The 17,320-nt window shown below is 67.7% G+C and carries 16 protein-coding genes and 1 pseudogene; 8 read left to right on the top strand and 9 right to left on the bottom strand.

Going from position 1 to position 17,320, the window contains the following annotated elements:
• From QOI01_RS13610 to QOI01_RS13600, 3 genes and pseudogenes are all read right to left on the bottom strand, one after another.
• Window positions 1–237: pseudogene (locus tag QOI01_RS13610) on the bottom strand (DUF4185 domain-containing protein); the annotation flags it as partial.
• Window positions 238–314: 77 nt separating this feature from the next.
• Window positions 315–1,361, bottom strand: a complete 1,047-nt coding sequence (locus QOI01_RS13605) for an aspartate-semialdehyde dehydrogenase (protein WP_526381700.1) — start codon at window positions 1,359–1,361, stop codon at window positions 315–317.
• 33 nt (window positions 1,362–1,394) lie between these two features.
• Window positions 1,395–2,660, bottom strand: coding sequence for an aspartate kinase (locus tag QOI01_RS13600; protein ID WP_526381706.1), 1,266 nt, complete (start codon window positions 2,658–2,660; stop codon window positions 1,395–1,397).
• 90 nt (window positions 2,661–2,750) lie between these two features.
• On the opposite strand from QOI01_RS13600, the gene QOI01_RS13595 reads away from it, so the two are divergent.
• Window positions 2,751–3,374 carry a nitroreductase family protein gene (locus tag QOI01_RS13595; RefSeq protein ID WP_526381698.1) on the top strand — a complete coding sequence of 208 codons (624 nt, stop codon included), beginning with the start codon at window positions 2,751–2,753 and terminating at the stop codon, window positions 3,372–3,374.
• On the opposite strand, the gene QOI01_RS13590 is transcribed toward QOI01_RS13595, so the two are convergent.
• A complete protein-coding gene (locus tag QOI01_RS13590) occupies window positions 3,343–3,810 on the bottom strand; it encodes a hypothetical protein (RefSeq protein ID WP_526381696.1) in 468 nt (155 codons plus the stop codon). The two genes, QOI01_RS13595 and QOI01_RS13590, sit on opposite strands and share 32 nt — an antisense overlap.
• 223 nt (window positions 3,811–4,033) lie before the next feature.
• Between QOI01_RS13590 and QOI01_RS13585 the strand changes: the two genes are divergently transcribed.
• The 7 genes from QOI01_RS13585 to relB all read left to right on the top strand — a co-directional run bounded on the left by QOI01_RS13585 (window position 4,034) and on the right by relB (window position 11,717).
• Window positions 4,034–5,287 carry an ammonium transporter gene (locus QOI01_RS13585; RefSeq protein WP_526381704.1) on the top strand — a complete coding sequence of 418 codons (1,254 nt, stop codon included), beginning with the start codon at window positions 4,034–4,036 and terminating at the stop codon, window positions 5,285–5,287.
• A gap of 109 nt (window positions 5,288–5,396) precedes the next feature.
• Window positions 5,397–6,713, top strand: coding sequence for a type III glutamate--ammonia ligase (gene glnT, locus QOI01_RS13580; RefSeq protein ID WP_526381694.1), 1,317 nt, complete (start codon window positions 5,397–5,399; stop codon window positions 6,711–6,713).
• Window positions 6,714–6,751: 38 nt separating this feature from the next.
• Window positions 6,752–7,648, top strand: coding sequence for a class II glutamine amidotransferase domain-containing protein (locus QOI01_RS13575; RefSeq protein WP_526381692.1), 897 nt, complete (start codon window positions 6,752–6,754; stop codon window positions 7,646–7,648).
• Window positions 7,636–8,325: a protein glxC gene (locus QOI01_RS13570; protein WP_526381690.1), complete on the top strand. Its 690-nt coding sequence runs from the start codon at window positions 7,636–7,638 to the stop codon at window positions 8,323–8,325. The genes QOI01_RS13575 and QOI01_RS13570 overlap by 13 nt, the downstream gene beginning before the upstream one ends.
• A gap of 10 nt (window positions 8,326–8,335) precedes the next feature.
• On the top strand, window positions 8,336–9,721 hold the full coding sequence (locus QOI01_RS13565; RefSeq protein WP_526381688.1) for an FMN-binding glutamate synthase family protein: 1,386 nt from the start codon (window positions 8,336–8,338) through the stop codon (window positions 9,719–9,721).
• A 106-nt stretch (window positions 9,722–9,827) separates the two neighbouring features.
• A complete protein-coding gene (locus QOI01_RS13560; protein ID WP_526381686.1) occupies window positions 9,828–11,033 on the top strand; it encodes an NAD(P)/FAD-dependent oxidoreductase in 1,206 nt (401 codons plus the stop codon).
• A gap of 24 nt (window positions 11,034–11,057) precedes the next feature.
• A complete protein-coding gene (relB, locus tag QOI01_RS13555) occupies window positions 11,058–11,717 on the top strand; it encodes a type II toxin-antitoxin system RelB family anti-toxin (protein ID WP_526381702.1) in 660 nt (219 codons plus the stop codon).
• A gap of 21 nt (window positions 11,718–11,738) precedes the next feature.
• Here the strand turns inward: relB and QOI01_RS13550 are convergent, their stop codons facing one another.
• The 5 genes from QOI01_RS13550 to QOI01_RS13530 form a co-directional block, all read right to left on the bottom strand.
• Window positions 11,739–13,088: a dihydroorotase gene (locus tag QOI01_RS13550; protein ID WP_526381684.1), complete on the bottom strand. Its 1,350-nt coding sequence runs from the start codon at window positions 13,086–13,088 to the stop codon at window positions 11,739–11,741.
• A gap of 10 nt (window positions 13,089–13,098) precedes the next feature.
• The gene (locus QOI01_RS13545; RefSeq protein ID WP_526381682.1) at window positions 13,099–14,595 is read right to left on the bottom strand and encodes an aldehyde dehydrogenase; all 1,497 of its coding nucleotides are present in this window, start codon (window positions 14,593–14,595) and stop codon (window positions 13,099–13,101) included.
• On the bottom strand, window positions 14,588–15,592 hold the full coding sequence (locus QOI01_RS13540; protein ID WP_526381680.1) for an amidohydrolase family protein: 1,005 nt from the start codon (window positions 15,590–15,592) through the stop codon (window positions 14,588–14,590). The genes QOI01_RS13545 and QOI01_RS13540 overlap by 8 nt, the downstream gene beginning before the upstream one ends.
• Window positions 15,589–16,206, bottom strand: a complete 618-nt coding sequence (locus tag QOI01_RS13535) for a cysteine hydrolase family protein (RefSeq protein WP_526381678.1) — start codon at window positions 16,204–16,206, stop codon at window positions 15,589–15,591. Before QOI01_RS13535 ends, QOI01_RS13540 begins: the two co-directional genes overlap by 4 nt.
• Window positions 16,203–17,320: alpha/beta hydrolase family protein (locus tag QOI01_RS13530; RefSeq protein WP_526381676.1), on the bottom strand; the 1,118-nt coding region annotated here is incomplete at its 5' end. The genes QOI01_RS13530 and QOI01_RS13535, both read right to left, overlap by 4 nt.

Here is a 17,320-nt window from a genome sequence, read left to right as displayed (position 1 = left end):
CTCGACAGAGTCGGTGTCGACGTGCAGGGCGATCGGAGCGAAGTGACCGCCGAAGCCAACGCCTTGGCCGGCGAAGCTGTCGCCGCACACCTGCAGGATGCCGCTGGGAAACTCCATGAACTCGCACAGGTCGGTGGCACCGATTCCGTAATCCCTTGTCGGCGTCCCGGTTCCGGCCACCGGGGCGATACGTACCACTTGGCCCGGTGCAAGCGGCTGCAACACGGGCGCCGGCATGGGCGCGGGCGGATCGGCGCGCGCCACGGGAAGTGGCAGCACCAGGGCGCAGAGAAGCGCCACTGCCGCTGCTCGAATCACAACTGCGCGGCGAGAAGCTCGGCGATCTGAATGGTGTTGAGCGCCGCACCCTTTCGGAGATTATCCCCGGAAACGAACAACGCCAGGCCACGCCCGTCCGGCGGCCCGGGATCCCGTCGGATGCGTCCGACGAGGGAGTCGTCGACACCGGCGGCCGCCAACGGAGTTGGCACGTCGACCAGCGTCACACCCGGTGCACTCGCCAGCAGCTCCCGCGCACGCTCCGGCGAGAGCGGCCGGGCGAACTCGGCGTTGATCGACAGCGAATGCCCGGTGTAGACCGGCACCCGGACGCACGTCCCGCTCACCAGAAGGTCTGGGATGCCGAGGATCTTGCGGCTCTCATCGCGCAGCTTCTGGTCTTCGTCGGTCTCGCCGGAGCCATCGTCGACCAGTGAGCCCGCGAGCGGAACCACGTTGAAGGCGATCGGGGCCACGTACTTGTTCGGCGCCGGGAACACGAGGGCGGACCCGTCGTGGACCAACTGCTCGCTGTCCTCGACCACCGCGCGCGCCTGCCCGTACAACTCCTCGACGCCGGCCAGTCCACTGCCCGACACCGCCTGATAGGTCGAGGCGATCATCCGGACCAGAGCCGCCTCGTCGTGCAGCACCTTCAGCACCGGCATCGCGGCCATCGTGGTGCAGTTCGGGTTGGCGATGATGCCCCGCTTGAGGGACCGAGCTCGGGTGCCGACATCTCTCGTGAAGTTGACCTCCGACACCACCAGTGGGACGTCGGGATCCTTGCGCCACGCCGACGAATTGTCGATGACGACCGCCCCGGCGGCGGCGAACCGCGGCGCCTGAACGCGCGACATCGTGGCGCCCGCCGAGAACAGGGCGATGTCCAGTCCCGAGGGGTCCGCCGTCGCGGCATCCTCGACCTCGATCTGTTGGCCCCTGTACTCGAGCTTGCGGCCCTGCGAACGCGCCGAGGCGAAGAACCGCACGCTCGTCGCCGGGAAGTCTCGTTCGTCGAGCAGGCGGCGCATCACCTGACCGACCTGACCGGTCGCGCCGACGACTCCGATGTTGACCATTTAGCTCACCCGTCGCTTCGCTCGCCCCGGCATCTAGATCCCGCTTCCCGCATACACGACGGCTTCCTCGTCGCCGCCCAGATTGAACGCCTCGTGCAATGCCGAGACCGCCTTGTCCAGCTCGGTATCCTTGACCAGCACCGAGATCCGGATCTCCGAGGTCGAGATGAGGTCGATGTTGACGCCGACTGCCGCGAGCGCCTCGCAGAACGTCGCGGTGACGCCGGGGTGGCTGCGCATACCGGCGCCGATCAGCGACACCTTTCCGATGTGGTCGTCGTAAAGCACTGAAGTGAAACCGATTTCGCTCTGCAGCGACGCGAGCTTCTCGACTGCCTGGGGCCCGTTGTCGCGCGCACAGGTGAACGTGATGTCGGTCTTGCCGTCCTCGATCTTCGAGATGTTCTGCAGCACCATGTCGATGTTCACGTCGGCGTCGGCGACCGCGCGGAACACCCTCGCGGCGTAGCCGGGGACGTCGGGCAGTCCGACGACCGTCACCTTCGCCTCACCGCGGTCGTGGGCGACTCCGGTCAGGATGGCGTCTTCCATCGAGATGTCCTCCATCGATCCCTTGACGAGCGTGCCCGCCTTGTCTGAGTACGACGACCGTACGTGAATCGGAACGTCGTAGCGGCGGGCGTATTCGACGCACCGCAGCATGAGGACCTTCGCCCCGCAGGCCGCCATCTCGAGCATCTCCTCGAAGCTGACGGTGTCCAGGTGCCGCGCGTTGGGCACGATGCGCGGGTCGGCGGTGAAGATGCCGTCCACGTCGGTGTAGATCTCGCACACGTCGGCGTGCAGCGCGGCGGCCAGTGCGACCGCGGTGGTGTCCGAGCCTCCGCGGCCCAGCGTCGTGACGTCCTTGCTGTCCTGGCTGACGCCCTGGAAGCCGGCCACCAGAACGATGAGCCCGTCGGCGAGTGCGTCCTGCAGCCTGCCGGGAGTGACGTCGATGATCTTGGCATTGCCGTGCGTGCTGGTGGTGATGACGCCGGCCTGCGAGCCGGTGAACGAGCGGGCCTCGGCGCCGAGGGAATGGATGGCCATCGCGACCAGGGCATTGGAGATCCGCTCGCCCGCGGTCAGCAGCATGTCCATCTCGCGCGCCGGCGGCGCCGGGCTGACCTGGCGGGCGAGGTCAAGCAGGTTGTCGGTGGTGTCACCCATTGCAGAGACGACCACGACGACGTCGTTGCCTGCCTTCTTGGTGGCGACGATGCGCTCGGCGACGCGACGGATCCGGTCGGCGTCGGACACCGATGATCCGCCGTACTTCTGCACGACGAGCGCCACTGTTCGCCTTCCGTCAGCCGTGGGAGTCCCGTCAAGGATAAGGGGTCTGCGCACCCGGTTTCTCCTCCCGTGCAGCGGTAGCGTGACCGCGTGACCGACCGACCCACTCACCGCAGGGCTGACACGCGCGTCCCCATCCACGACGCCATCGCCACGCGCTGGAGTCCTCGCGCCTTCGACGCTGACGCCGTCGTCACCGCCGACGAGGTCACCGCGCTTCTGGAGGCGGCGCGCTGGGCGCCGACCTGGGGCAGACGCCAGCCCGTGCGGTTCATGGTGGGCCTGCGCGGTGACGACACCTTCGCCCACCTCGCGGCGACGCTGCGGCGCGGCAACTCCTATGCGCACGCCGCGGGCGCCTTGATCCTGCTGGCCGCCGACGAGGGTCCCGACGAGAAGACCGCGCTGTACTCGGGCGTCGACACCGGCGCCGCCCTGGCCAACCTGGCCGTGGAGGCAGTGGCGCGGTCACTGGTGGTGCATCCGATGGCCGGGTTCGACGCCGAGGCGGCCAGAGCGGCGTTCTCGATTCCCGACGGGGTGCGCCCGCTCGTCGTCGTCGCGGTCGGCTCCCTTGGCGACTACGCCACGGCCTCCGAGGAGATCGCGGAGCGCGACTCGCTCCCGCGTGAGCGGCTCCCGTTGGAGGCCGTCGCGTTCGCGGGCAGGTGGGGCTCTGCGTTCACACCGGGCACGTCGTCAACAGCTGTTTGACCTGGGCTTCGAACTGGTCGTTGAACGCGGTGACCGCCATCGCCGCCGGGGGCGCCGAAGCACCCGGTGCGGTGCGCTTGCTCTGGACATCGAAGTCGATCTTCGCCCGGACGAGTCGATCCGCGGTCTGCGCCAGGTCGTTCGCCGGTCCGGCAAGGTCGGCCGCCGTGACCTTCGCCGCCCGGTCGGCCAGCCCGTCCGCCCAGGCCCGGTAGTCGAAGTCGCTGGGTTCGGTCGCCGCCTGGTAGGACCCGGCTTCGGGGACGTGGGTCTTGGCGTTGAGCGCTTCGATCTGAGTCCTGTTGAACGACAGAAGCTCTCGCGCCGGAGCACATTCAGCCGAGGACGGACCACGGAAGAACACCCACCAGATACCCGTTCCGACGACGATGGCCAGCAACACCACGACAGTCGTCAGTGGCTTCACTCGTTTCATCCCTCGATGCTGACACAACGGATCGCCCGTCGGCTTTTGGCCGTGAATTGCCCGTTACGAGGCCCTTGCCGTGCCGGCGCCGTGGACGTTTACGCGCCTGAAACACCGCAATCCCGTCCACGTAACAGAAACATCGGTTACTGCCAGTGATCGGCCCCGCTCGGGGCCGCACACCCAGGAGATATTTGATGGACGCCACGAACGGAGCTCGTAAATGGACGTAGTGGACACAGGCACCACGGCATTCATGCTGTGTTGCATCATCGGGCTCACTCTGATGATTCCCGGGCTGGCGCTGTTCTACGGCGGCATGGTCTCGGTGAAGAGCTCGACGAACATGATGATGATGACCTTCGGGGCAGTGGCGGTCGTCGGGGTCCTCTGGGTGTTGTTCGGCTTCTCGATGGTCTTCGGCACCAGCTACGGCGGGTTCGTCGGAAGCTTCACCGAGTTCGCCGGAATGAAGGACCTGCTGGAGTCGCAGACGACGATCTCCGGGCTACAGGTCAGTCTCTTCGCACTGTTTCAGGCACTGTTCGCCGCCATCACCGTCGCGCTGATCTCGGGCGCGGTGGCCGACCGGATGAAGTTCGGCGCCTGGATGGTGTTCGCGACCGCGTGGGCGGTGCTGGTGTACTTCCCCGTCGCGCACTGGGTGTTCGCCTTCGACGGCGTGGTGACCAAGGATTCCGTCGGCGGCTGGATCGCCAACAACCTCAAGGCAATCGACTTCGCCGGTGGCACCGCGGTGCACATCAATGCGGGCGCCGCCGCGCTCGCCGTGGCGATCGTGCTCGGCAAGTCCGCGATGTTCGGCCAGCTGCGCAAGCCTCACAACGTCCCGCTGACCTTGCTCGGCGCCGGACTGCTGTGGGCCGGCTGGTACGCGTTCAACGGCGGATCGGCGCTGGCCGCGGGCAACTCGGCAGCCATCGTCATGGTCACCACCTTCGTCGCCACCTGCGCGGCGACCCTCGCCTGGCTCGCCGTCGAGAAGTTCAAGGACGGCCACGTCACGGGCGTCGGCGCGGCATCCGGGGCCATCACCGGCCTGGTCGCCATCACCCCGGCCTGCGGCGCGGTCACGCCCATCGGAGCCATCGCCCTCGGCGCCATCGCCGGCGCGATCTGCGTATACGCGGTGGGCCTGAAGTCGCGGTTCGGCTACGACGACTCGCTCGACGTCGTCGGCGTGCACCTCGTCGGCGGTGTCATCGGCACGCTGCTGATCGGCCTCTTCGCCAGTGAGGGCATGCCCAACGCCACCAACGGGCTGTTCTACGGTGGCGGCTTCAGCCAGCTGTGGAAGCAGGCCATCGCCGCAGGTGCGGTCATGACCTACTCGTTCGTGGTCGCGTTCGCAATCGCCTTCGCCATCAAGAAGACCATGGGCATCCGCATCTCGCCCGAGGACGAGGAGAGCGGCATCGACGCCAAGCTGCACCGCGACGTGTCCTACGAACTGCAAACCCTGTAGTGAACTGGCCCCGATCGGCGCGATTCGCCCCGCACCGGTCGGGGCTTCTCGCGGTGCACGTAGTTTCCCAGCGTGATACCGTGATTCACATCAAGAGACAAGGACGGTGATGAGCCCCACCGCTACCGACCTCGCGACCCTCGCACGGGACGCGGGCACCACGTTCGTCCTCGCGCTGTTCGTGGACCTGCGCGGCAAGCCGTGCGCGAAACTGGTGCCGGTCGAGGCCATCGACCTCCTGGCAGGAGACGGCGTCGGATTCGCCGGGTACGCCGTCGGCGCCATGGGCCAGGAGCCCAAGGATCCGGATCTGATGGCGATCCCGGATCCCGCCTCGTTCACCCCGATCCCCTTCATCAAGGAGGGACTCGCGATCGTGCACTGCGATCCGCACGTCGAGGGCAAACCGTGGCCGTACGCGCCTCGTGTCATCCTCAAGTCGCTGATCCAGCGCGCCGCCGACGCAGGCTTCGAGCCGTGGGTGGGCGCCGAGGTCGAGTACTTCCTGCTGACCCGAAATCCCGACGGCAGCCTCGCCACCGCCGACACCGCCGACACCGCCGCGCAGCCCTGTTACGACGCGCGCGGCGTCACCCGGATGTACGACCACCTGACCACCATCTCGTCGGCGATGAACGGGCTCGGCTGGGGGAACTACGCCAACGACCACGAGGACGGCAACGGGCAGTTCGAGCAGAACTTCGAGTTCGCCGACGCGCTGACCACCGCGGACCGGGTGATCACCCTGCGTTATCTGTTGTCAATGATCGCCGCCGAGCGCGGCATGATCGCGACTTTCATGCCCAAGCCGTTCGCCGATCGCACCGGGACCGGCCTGCACCTGCACCTCTCGTTGACCAGCGGCGGTGCTCCGGTCTTCCCCGACGGGGCCGACGACCGCGGCCTCGGCCTCTCCCCCACCGCGTACTCGTTCATCGGCGGCATCCTCGAGCACGCCTGTGCGCTGCAGGCCGTCGTCGGTCCAACGGTCAACTCCTACAAGCGAACCGGGGCCCTGACGACTGCATCGGGTGCGTCGTGGGCACCCAGACAACCGACCTACGGCGGCAACGACCGGACCCACTACATCCGGGTGCCAGACGATCAGCGGGTGGAGTTGCGGGGCGGGGACGGGTCGGCCAACCCCTACCTCGCGATCGCCGCCGCCCTCGGCGCGGGCATCGACGGCATCAAGCGCAGCCTCGACCCAGGGGCCCTCGGCGCCACCGCCGACCGGCCCGCACTGCCGCCGACTTTGCTGCACGCGGTGGACGAACTCGAGAGCGACCGGGTGATCGCGGGCGTGCTCGATGCGGCTGGCGATGGGGTTTCCAGCTACTTCGCCAACATCAAGCGCGACGAGTTCTTCTCCTACCACAGCACGGTCAGTCCGTGGGAGGTCGAGCAGTACCTGACGGCGTTCTGAGCGGCGAGATTCTCGAAATTCCGAGGGAGGCAAGAGAGATGTGCGGAATCGTGGGGTTGCACCTGCGCACACCCGAGTTGTATCCGCGACTGGGCGAACTGCTCACCGGAATGCTGTGCGAGATGTCCAACCGGGGCAGCGACTCGGCGGGCGTCGCCGTCTACGGTGATCCCGGGTGGACGCCGCCGGGCCGCGGCTGCGTATCGCTCCTCGACGTCGGCGCTGACGCCGAATCGGTCGGCGCCGCGGTCGGTTCCGCACTCGGCGGCGAGGTCGACGTGACGATGATCGGCGACACCTACCTGCTGACGGCGTCCGTCGACTCTGAGACATTGCTCACCGAGGCGAGAACGGCCTACCCCGGCGCCCTGGTGGCCGGGTTTGGTGCCGACCTCGCGGTGCTCAAGGGAGTGGGCGACCCCGCGACACTGACGGCGTCCTGGGGGCTGGTGAAGGCTCGGGGCTGGCAGGGCGTCGGCCACACCCGGATGGCGACCGAGTCGGCCGTGACACCGTCGGGCGCCCACCCGTACGCAGTCGGACCCGAGCAGTGCCTCGTGCACAACGGCTCGTTCGCCAACCACGCCACCATCCGGCGCGAATTGCAGGCTGCCGGTGTGCGATTCGACAGCGAGAACGACACCGAGGTCGGTGCGCGCTTCGTGGCGAGCCGGCTGGCCGAGGGTCGCGACGTGGAGACGGCCCTGAAGGAACTGTGCGCCACCTTCGACGGCTTCTACACCCTGCTGGTCTCCAATCGGGACTCGTTCGCGGTGGTCCGCGATGCGATCGCGTGCAAACCCGCCGTCATCGCCGAGACCGCCGACTGGGTCGCGATGGGCAGCGAGTACCGCGCACTGTCCGGACTGCCCGGCGTCGAGAATGCCGTCATATGGGAGCCGGAGCCGGAAGTGGTCTACGCATGGACGCGGTGACCACGCGCTTCGACCTGGGCCACATGTCCCTGCGAGACGTCAACTCTGCACTGCACGCGCCGGGCCTCACCGGTGAGTTCGTCATCGCAGGCGCCGCGGGTGCGCACAACGTGGCGGTCGGTCTCGACGCCGAGGTCAAGGTCACCGTCGTCGGCCACGTCGGGTACTACGCCGCGGGGATGAACCAGCGGGCCGAGATCATCATCGAAGGGAACGCGGGCACCGGCGTCGCCGAGAACATGATGAGCGGCTCGGTGTGGGTCAAGGGCAATGCCTCGCAGTCCGCGGGCGCTACCGCCAACGGTGGCCTCCTGGTGATCGACGGCAATGCCGCTGCGCGGTGCGGCATCTCGATGAAGGGCGTCGACATCGTCGTCGGTGGCGACGTCGGACACATGAGCGCCTTCATGGCGCAAGCCGGTCGGCTGGTGATCCGTGGCGACGCAGGCGACGCTCTCGGTGACTCCATCTACGAGGCCCGCATCTACCTGCGTGGCGCCGCCGCATCACTCGGCGCCGACTGCGTGGCCAAGGAGATGCGGCCCGAACACCACGAAGAACTGAGCCATCTCCTCAAGGCGGGCGGGTACGCAGGCGACGACATCGCCGCCTACACGCGCTACGGCTCCGCCCGCAGCCTCTATCACTTCCACGTCGACAACGCTTCTTCCTACTGAGGAGCATCTGATGTCAAGCGAAATATCCGACACACGAGCACGATTGGGCCTGCGCGAGTCCGCAACGTTCGACAGGCCGACGATCGCGGCGATCCAGCGCGCCGCCGAAACCGGCATCTACGACATCCGCGGCTGGGGAGCCAAACGCCCCCTGCCCCACTTCGACGACCTGCTGTTCCTGGGCGCGTCGATGTCGCGCTATCCGCTGGAGGGCTACCGCGAGCGCTGCGGCACCGATGTGGTGCTCGGCAGCCGTCACGCGAAATATCCGCTGCACCTGGACATCCCGGTCACCATCGCGGGCATGTCGTTCGGCGCACTGTCGGGCCCCGCGAAGGAAGCGTTGGGACGCGGCGCCAGTGCCGTCGGCACGTCCACCACCACCGGCGACGGGGGCATGACGCCGGAGGAACGCGGCCAGAGCAAGTACCTGGTCTACCAGTACCTCCCATCGCGCTACGGGATGAACCCCGACGACCTCCGCAAGGCCGATGCCATCGAGGTCGTTCTCGGTCAAGGCGCCAAGCCCGGTGGCGGCGGAATGCTGCTGGGGCAGAAGATCTCCGAACGCGTCGCCGGAATGCGGACGCTGCCGGAGGGCATCGATCAGCGCTCGGCGTCGAGGCACCCCGATTGGACCGGACCCGACGACCTCACCATCAAGATCAACGAACTGCGGGAGATCACCGACTGGGAGAAGCCGATCTACGTCAAGGTCGGCGCCACCCGCACTTACTACGACGTGAAGCTCGCGGTGCACGCGGGCGCCGACGTCGTCGTCGTGGACGGCATGCAGGGCGGCACCGCCGCCACCCAGGAGGTGTTCATCGAGCACGTCGGGATACCGACGCTCGCCGCGGTCCCGCAGGCGGTGCAGGCGCTGGCCGAACTGGGCGTGCACCGCAGCGGCGCCGCAGGACGGACCGGGGCGAGCGGAGCGACGGGGAACAGAGAGGTTCAGCTGATCGTCTCCGGCGGCATCCGCAACGGGGCGGACGTCGCCAAGGCGATGGCCCTCGGTGCGGATGCGGTCGCCATCGGCACGGCCGCCCTCATCGCGCTCGGCGATAACCACCCGCGCTACGCCGACGAGTACGAGAAGCTCGGCAGCGCGGCCGGTTTCTTCGACGACTTCCAGGACGGTTCCGACCCCGCAGGCATCAGCACCCAGGATCCGGAGCTGGCCGCACGGTTGAATCCGGTAGAGGGTGGGCGCAGACTGGCCAACTACCTGCGGGTGCTCACCATGGAGGCCCAGACCATCGCGAGGGCGTGCGGCAAGGCCCACGTCCGACACCTCGAACCCGAGGACCTCGTCGCCGTCACGATCGAGGCGGCCGCGATGGCGCGGGTGCCCCTGGCGGGGACGAACTGGATCCCAGGGATGGGTTCGTGAGGCGGTCGCGCGACGCTGCGCCGAACGTGACGCCACTGCGAAAATGTTGCGGAAAGTTCGCAGTGGGCTCACGTTCGGCGCGACACCGGGACAGCGGAGGGCAGCGATGACGGAGACGGCGGACGTCGTCATCGTCGGCGGTGGCATCGAGGGTGCCGCGGCGGCCTGGGCACTGGCCCGGCGGGGCGTCACCGACGTCCTCGTCGTCGAGCGCAGCACCGTCGGTTCGGGGATGACGGGCAAGTCCTCCGGCATCGTCCGCTGCCACTATGGCGTGAGTTCGCTGGCCGCGATGGCCACCGTCGGGCTCGAGGTCTTCGAGAGGCCGCAGGACTTTCTCGGGGAGCAGGTCACCGACATCGGGTTCCGGCAGTCCGGCTATGTCGTCGGAGTGGGCGAACAGAACGTCGACTCCCTGCGCAAGAGCCTGGCCGCCCAACGCGCCGTCGGCGTGCAGACCGAGGAGGTCGACGCCGACGAGGTGGCCGCAATGTGGCCGTACGCCGACCTGGAGCCGTTCGCCGCGTTCGCCTACGAGGCCAGGGGCGGGTTCGGCGACGCGTACCGGACGGCGCAGGCGTTCGCGGTCTCGGCGCGGGCCGCGGGCGTGCGCATCCGACAGGGCACCGCGATGACGGACCTGCTGCTCGACGGCGACCGCGCGACGGGCGTGCGACTGGCCGACGGCACCGAGGTGGCGGCGGGCAACGTCGTCGTCGCCACGGGGGTGTGGACTCGGGACCTCTTGACGCAGTACGGGATCGACGTGCCCATCCGCGTCGTGCGCGAGCAGATCGTGATGATCTCCCCTGGCGTCCCCAAGGCGGCGGTCGCCCGGCTTCCCGTGTTCTCCGATCTGGTTTCCCTGCAGTACATCCGGCCGGAGCCGGGCGGTGAAGTGTTGTTCGGCAACAGCGACCTGTCGCACGTCCAGGATGCCGACCCCGACGCCTACCTCAACCGGGCAGGAGAGGACTTCGTCGACATCACGATCGACCGCGTCGGCACCCGATTCCCCGGCTTCGCCGATGCCGCGATCACGGGCAGCTATGCCGGCTGTTACGACGTCACCCCGGACTGGAACCCGGTGATCTCCCGAACCGGGATCGACGGACTGGTGGTCGCCGCCGGGTTCAGCGGACACGGCTTCAAGATCGCCCCGGCGGTGGGCCAGCTCATCGCCGATCTGGTGGTTGACGGACGCAGCGCCGACCCGCGCATCCCGGAAACCGACTTCCGGTTGTCCCGCTTCGCCGAAGGCGACCCGCTGAGGACGTCGCATCCGTATGTCGGCGCGGGCGAGATGCGCTAGCCGCCAAGGATGGAGACTGTGACCGTGACCTTCCCCGACGATCACGTGCCGCTGCTCCGCAACAAGTCCGGCACCGCCCGCGACCGCGACCCGAGCGAGCCCGTCGACGAGTTGGAGTTCGAGGCCGCCATCGGACGCAACGTACGTCAACTGCGCCAACAGCAGGGCCTCACGGTCGCGGACATGGCGGCTCGCGTCGGTATCTCCAAGGCGATGATGAGCAAGATCGAGAACGCCCAGACGTCGTGCAGCCTGTCGACCCTCGCGCTGTTGGCCAAGGGTTTCGACGTCCCCGTCACCATGCTGTTCCGCGGCGCCGACGTCGAGCGGCCCGCGGCGTTCGTCAAGGCGGGCACCGGGGCGCGCATCGTCCGCAACGGCACCCGCGAGGGCCACGAGTATCAGCTCCTCGGCTCGCTACGTGGCGAGCACAAGCGTCTCGAGTGCCTCGAGGTCACGTTGTCGGAGAAGAGCAAGACCTACCCGCTGTTCCAGCACCCCGGCACCGAGTTCATCTACATGCTCGAAGGCGTAATGGACTACAGCCACAGCCGCTCGGTGTATCGCCTGCACCCGGGTGACTCGCTACAGCTCGACGGCGAGGGCGCCCACGGACCGGTGGACCTGGTTGCGGTGCCGATCCGCTTCCTGTCGGTGGTCGCCTTCCCCGACTCCCAGGTCTGACGGGGTCCGCCCGATGCGGCCTCAGCGATGCCCGCCGCCCGGGACGAACAGCCCAGTCCGCTCGTCGCTCGGCTTGCCCTCCTCGGCGACGAGGCGGCCCCTCAGGTATGTCTGGACGACCCGGCCGGTCATGGTCCTCCCGTCGAACGGCGTCCATCGCGCCTTGGATAGCACGTCGGCGTTGCGCAGGGTCCGGGTAGCCGCCGGATCGACGAGGACGACGTCGGCGTCCGCGCCCGGCGCCAGCCGACCCTTCCACGGCCACAGACCGTAGGTACGGGCAGGCGTCTCGCTGTAAACCCTCGTGATGTCCTCATAGGACAGGTGCCCGCGCGCCGCGGCGTCGAGCAACACCGACATCGTGCTGTCCAGCCCTGGCAAGCCGAAATGCACTTCCCAGATGTCGCCCGCGGCCTTCTGCGCGAGCGTCGACGGCGCGTGATCGCTCGACATGTGGGTGAGCACGCCGTGTCGCAGCAGCCGCCACAGCTGCGCTTCGTCGTCATCGGTCCTGGCGCGCGCCGGCGGCGTGAACTTTCGCAGCGCGCCGTGCTCGTGCACGTCGTGCTCGCGCAGCAGAAAGTACTGCGGGCAACCCTCGGCCGCGATGGTCGCTCCCCTGGCCCGTTCGGCGGCGATGTAGCTCGCCACCTCGTCGTTGCTCACGTGCGCGATCGTGGCGCGCGCACCGGTCCGGCGGACCAGCAGGGCGGCCACCGCCGCTGCGACCAGTTCGGCATCCCGGTTGCGCCACTCTGGCAGCAGACCGGGATCGTCGCGGCCGGTGGCCCGCAGCATGGACGCGGCCGCCTCGGTCAGCGACTCGTCCTCGCAGTGCATCATGCTGACCGCACCGGCAAGGGCCGACGCCTCCAGGTGCGACTTGAGCGCTGCGGCGTCGTGGCCGGGCACACCGTGCGTGGTGCAGGTGAATACCTTGAAGAACGCGACGCCCGCCGACCACAATGCCCCGACCTCTCCGGATTCTCCGGGCCAGGCGTGCGCTGCCAGCCCGAAGTCCACATTGGCCCGGTCAGAGAGGTAGTCGACTTTCTCGGTCAGGTCTGCCACCGAGCGGAGCGGGCGGCCGTGCGAGTGCTCGATGATCGTGGTCACGCCGGACGCGGCCGCGGCGCTCGTTCCGGTCGGGAAGTCTTCGCGTTCCGCATCGCCTGGATCCATCAGATGCACATGGGTGTCCACACCCCCCGCCATCACCAACATTCCGGATGCGTCGACCACTTCACGGGCGTCGGGACGCTGCGAGCTGACATCGACGATCCTGCCGCCGGCCACCGTGACGTTGGCTCGCCGCCTGCCGCCCGAGGTGACGACGGTGCCGCCGGCAATGGCCAAATCTGCTGCTCCCATATCAGACTCCTTACGAGTAACGAAGATCCTCGACGGTCCCGAACCAGTCGAAATCGGAATTCGACGCGTTGATGACCAGGCTCTGCTGACGGGTGTAGTCCCGAAACGCCTGGATGCCGTTCTCGGAACCGATCCCGCTGTCCTTGAAACCACCCCACGGTGACGCCGGATCGATGCGGTGGTGATCGTTGACCCAGATGATGCCGATGTCGAGCCGGCGGCTCACCCGCACGGCCCGACCCACGTTCTGCGTCCACACCGACGCGGCGAGGCCGAACGGGGAGTCGTTGGCCAGGCGCACCGCGTCGTCTTCGTCGTCGAAGGGCACGACCACCGAGACCGGCCCGAACACCTCCTCGCGCCACAAGTCGTCGTCGAGGCGGACATCGGCCACGATGGTCGGCTCGTAGAACCAGCCGTCGGCGAATGCCGCGCCCTCGGGAACCCGGCCGCCCACCAGCACGGTGGCACCCTGTTCGCGCGCTCTGTCGACGGCGGTGGCGGTCTTCTCGCGCTGTGCCTGCGACACCAGCGGTCCGATCTGTGTCTGCAGGTCGAGTGGGTCACCCAACCGCAGGCCACGCGTTCGTTCCACCAGCTTGGTGACGAACGCTTCGTAGATGTTGCGCGACAAAAGGATCCGCGCTCCCTGCACGCACGTCTGGCCGGTGGCGATGAACGCCGCGAACAGCACACCCGCGACGGCATTGTCGACGTCCACGTCGTCGAACACGATCACGGGCGCCTTGCCTCCCAGCTCGGCGGTCACCGGGATGAGCGATCGGCCTGCCACTGCCGCGATCACGCGGCCAGTCTCCGTTCCGCCGGTGACGTCGAGCTTGGCCAGGCCACTGTGTTCGGTGAGTGCCTTACCGGTGCTACGGCCAAGTCCCGGAACGAAGTTCACCACTCCCGGGGGCACACCCGCCTCCGCCAACAGGGTGACCAGCTGGCCGGGTACGGCGGGACCAAGCTCACTGGGCTTGATCACCAGCGAGTTTCCCGCGGCGAGCGCGACGGATACCTTCTTCATGGTGATCAGCAGCGGGTGATTCCACGGCGTGATCAGCCCGATGACACCCAGCGGCACCCGCCGCACCACATTGAGGTGGTCGGCTCCGAAGTCGGGGCTGGTCCCTTCGTGTGTCTGCGCCAGCGCGCCGAAGTACTCGAGCCATTCCGGCAACCGTTTGAGCTGGGCCCGCATCTCGCGCAGCGTCCGCCCGATCTGAAGAGTCTCCAATCGCGCGTACTCGTCGATGTGCTCGGCCAGCAACGCGGCGGCGCGGTTGAGGATGCGGGCCCGATCACGGGCGGCCATCGCGCGCCAGCGACCGTCGTCGTAGGCCGCCCGGGCTGTTCGCACCGCGCGATCGACGTCTTCGGAAGTGCCGTTGGCCACTGTGTAGAGCAGCTCACCCGTCGCCGGGTTGTGCACCTCGAACTCCCCGCCGTCACCGGCCGCGATGTCCTTGCCGTCGATGTGCAGCAAAATCCGTTCAGTCACGCGCGCTGTCTCCGTTCAGTGCGAACAGCCGGTCGGCGTTCCCCGACGCCACCGCATCGCGGGCGTCGTCGGAACCAGGGAAGCCATCCAGCTGTTCGACGAAAGTGCCACCGGCCATGTCGAAGGGAACATCGGAGCCGAACAGCACCCGGTCGGATCCGACCTGGTCGATGAGCCAATGGGTGGCGGCCGGGCTGTGCGTGAGCGTGTCGTAATGGAACCGCCGCAGGTAGTCGCTGGGGGTGTGTGCAGGCTGCTTGGCCTCCGGACGCACTCGGTAGCCATGGTCGAGCCGGCCGATCTGATACGGCAGGTGGCCGCCGCCATGCACCAGCACCAGGTCGAGGTCGGGCAGCGCGTCCAGCGTCCCGGAGAAGATCAGTCGCGACGCGCTCAGTGCGGTCTGCCAGGGATTGCCCTGCAGGTTCGTCAGATAGAAGTCGTCCAGGCCGGGCGACGACCCCACGTAATAGGGGTGGAGCACCAGGGGGACGCCGAGCTCCTCGGCGGCGCGCAGCACCGGCCGCAGCGACTCGTCGTCGAGCGGTGTGCCGTCGATATGCGGCCCGATCTGCGCACCGCGCATGCCCAGTTCGCTTACGCAGCGACGCAACTCGGCAGCCGCCGCCACGGGATCCTGCATCGGCAGCGTGGCCAGCCCGGCGAACCGATGTGGCGCCTGTTCGACCATCTTGCCGACGGCATCGTTGATGGTGCGCGCCGCCGCCGCGGCTCCGTCCACTCCGGTCCAGTACAGGAATAGCGGCGGCGCCACCGACAGCACCGCGAGATCGGTTCCCGCGCTGTCCATCTGGGACAGCCGGGCCGAGACATCGTGAAAGGCGTCCAGCAGCGGATAGCGGTAACCCTGCCGGTGCACGACCCAGGCTCGAGATCCGGTCTCGTCGAGCGTGATCCCGTCCGGCGCGGATCCGGTCCGCATCAAGTCCACCAGCGCGGGCGGGATCACGTGGGCATGGACGTCGACGACCCTCACAGGGCCTCCAGAATCTCATCGGCCGTTGCGGTCCAGCCGAACGCCTGCCTGATGATGGCCAGCGCCTGCTCGTGCAAGGAGCGGTCCATGGTGTCGACACAGTCTTCGATGACTACCGGGGCGTAATCCCTGGCGTTGGCGGACACCGTGGTGGCCAGCACGCAGCTGTTGGTGTTCACCCCGGTGAGCAACAGGGTTTCGATACCACGTGCGCGAAGTACGGGGTCGAGTTCGGTCGACGCGAACGCGTCATAGCGCTTCTTGCCGTATACCACCACGTCGGTGGGAGCCAGCAGCTCCGACATCACCTGCAGCCCTTGGCTTCCCGGCAACTGATGATTGAGCACGTTGGCACGGGTCGCATCAGTGCCCGCTACTTGCCGCCACCATGGATTCGACGAGATCTCCCGGACATCGTGGTAGCTGGTGACCACGTGGATCACCGGAATACCGCGGGCGCGCGCGCCGTCGATCAGTTTCTTGTTGGCCGCGGTGACGCGGGCGGCAGCGTGCGCGGGCAGCGGCATGGTCGCCACCGACGGGTCAAGGTGTCCGCGGTGCATATCGATGGTGACCACCGCGGTCTTCCGTGCATCTACCGGCGGCAGCGTCATGCGAGCATTTCCTTCGGGTGCGGGCGGCGGTCGATCTCGCCGGTGGGCAGGACATAGTCGACGCGCTCGGCGACTGGTTTTCCGTTGACGCGGTCAAGCAGCCAGTCCGCCGAGTAACTGAGCCAATTGGGACCCGATGCGACCGATGGCGTGGGTAGCGAAAGCGCATGGCGGCCCTGCTGGTAGACCAGCATGGCGGACTCGCTCTCACACGCCGCGACCAGTTCGTAGCTGTACTGGATCGGGGACAGCTCGTCCTCGTCACCGGCGACCACCAGCCACGGCACAGCCATCTGCGGCATCAACGGCCGCAGATCGATCTGGGTGACCATCTCGTCGAATCGTGCCTCGTCGTTCTCCAGTCCCGACATCCACATGAAGCGCGCCTTGAAACTCGGCGACGCGCATTCGAAGATCGTGTGGCAGCCCGGTTCGTGACACACCAGGCCGACCGCGACACCTTTGAGGGTGGGCTGTGTCGCGGCGATCTGCGACATCCAGTACGAGCCGAACGACAACCCGAGGCCGACGATCCGGTCGTTGTCCACCTCGTCACGGTCGCGGCACCACTGCATCACGGCCGCACCCGCGTCGACCCAGGCGTCCGGGGTGAAGTTCAACCCCCGGATCGGCGCTTCGCCCTGGCCCGGGCCGTCGAACGACAGCACGGCGAAACCGCGCTGTAGCAGCTTGTCCCCGTAGAGGTTGACGTTGAGCTCCTTGGGCGCATCCATTCCTCCGCAGGACAGCACGGTGGGCAGCGGGCCGCCCTGATAGTTCGGGGGCAGATGAAACCAGGCCGGAATGTAGGCGTCGCCGAGCGGTATCTCCACCCGCTCGACATGGTGATCAGCCAGCCGCGCATAGGCTTTGAAGCATTCGTTCTTGCGATCGTCCAGATCGATCAGTGCGGGAGTCGTCTCCCACATCGGCCACTCCGCGGTGACGTAGAGCAACGCCGCATGGAAGTAGTGCTCGCGAGCAGTTTCGCTTCTGCCTTCTTGTTCTGCCGCGATGGCAAGCCCATGACGCCGTTCGGCACGTTCGGTGAAGACAGGCGTGATATCCGCGAACTTCGAGATGCGTGCCTTGGCGACGGCGAAGTCCGGCGTGG

This window comes from Mycobacterium sp., from assembly GCF_032162605.1.
Lineage (GTDB): Bacteria > Actinomycetota > Actinomycetes > Mycobacteriales > Mycobacteriaceae > Mycobacterium.
Note: the sequence above shows the minus strand (reverse complement) of the source record. Positions and strands in the feature narration are given on the sequence as shown.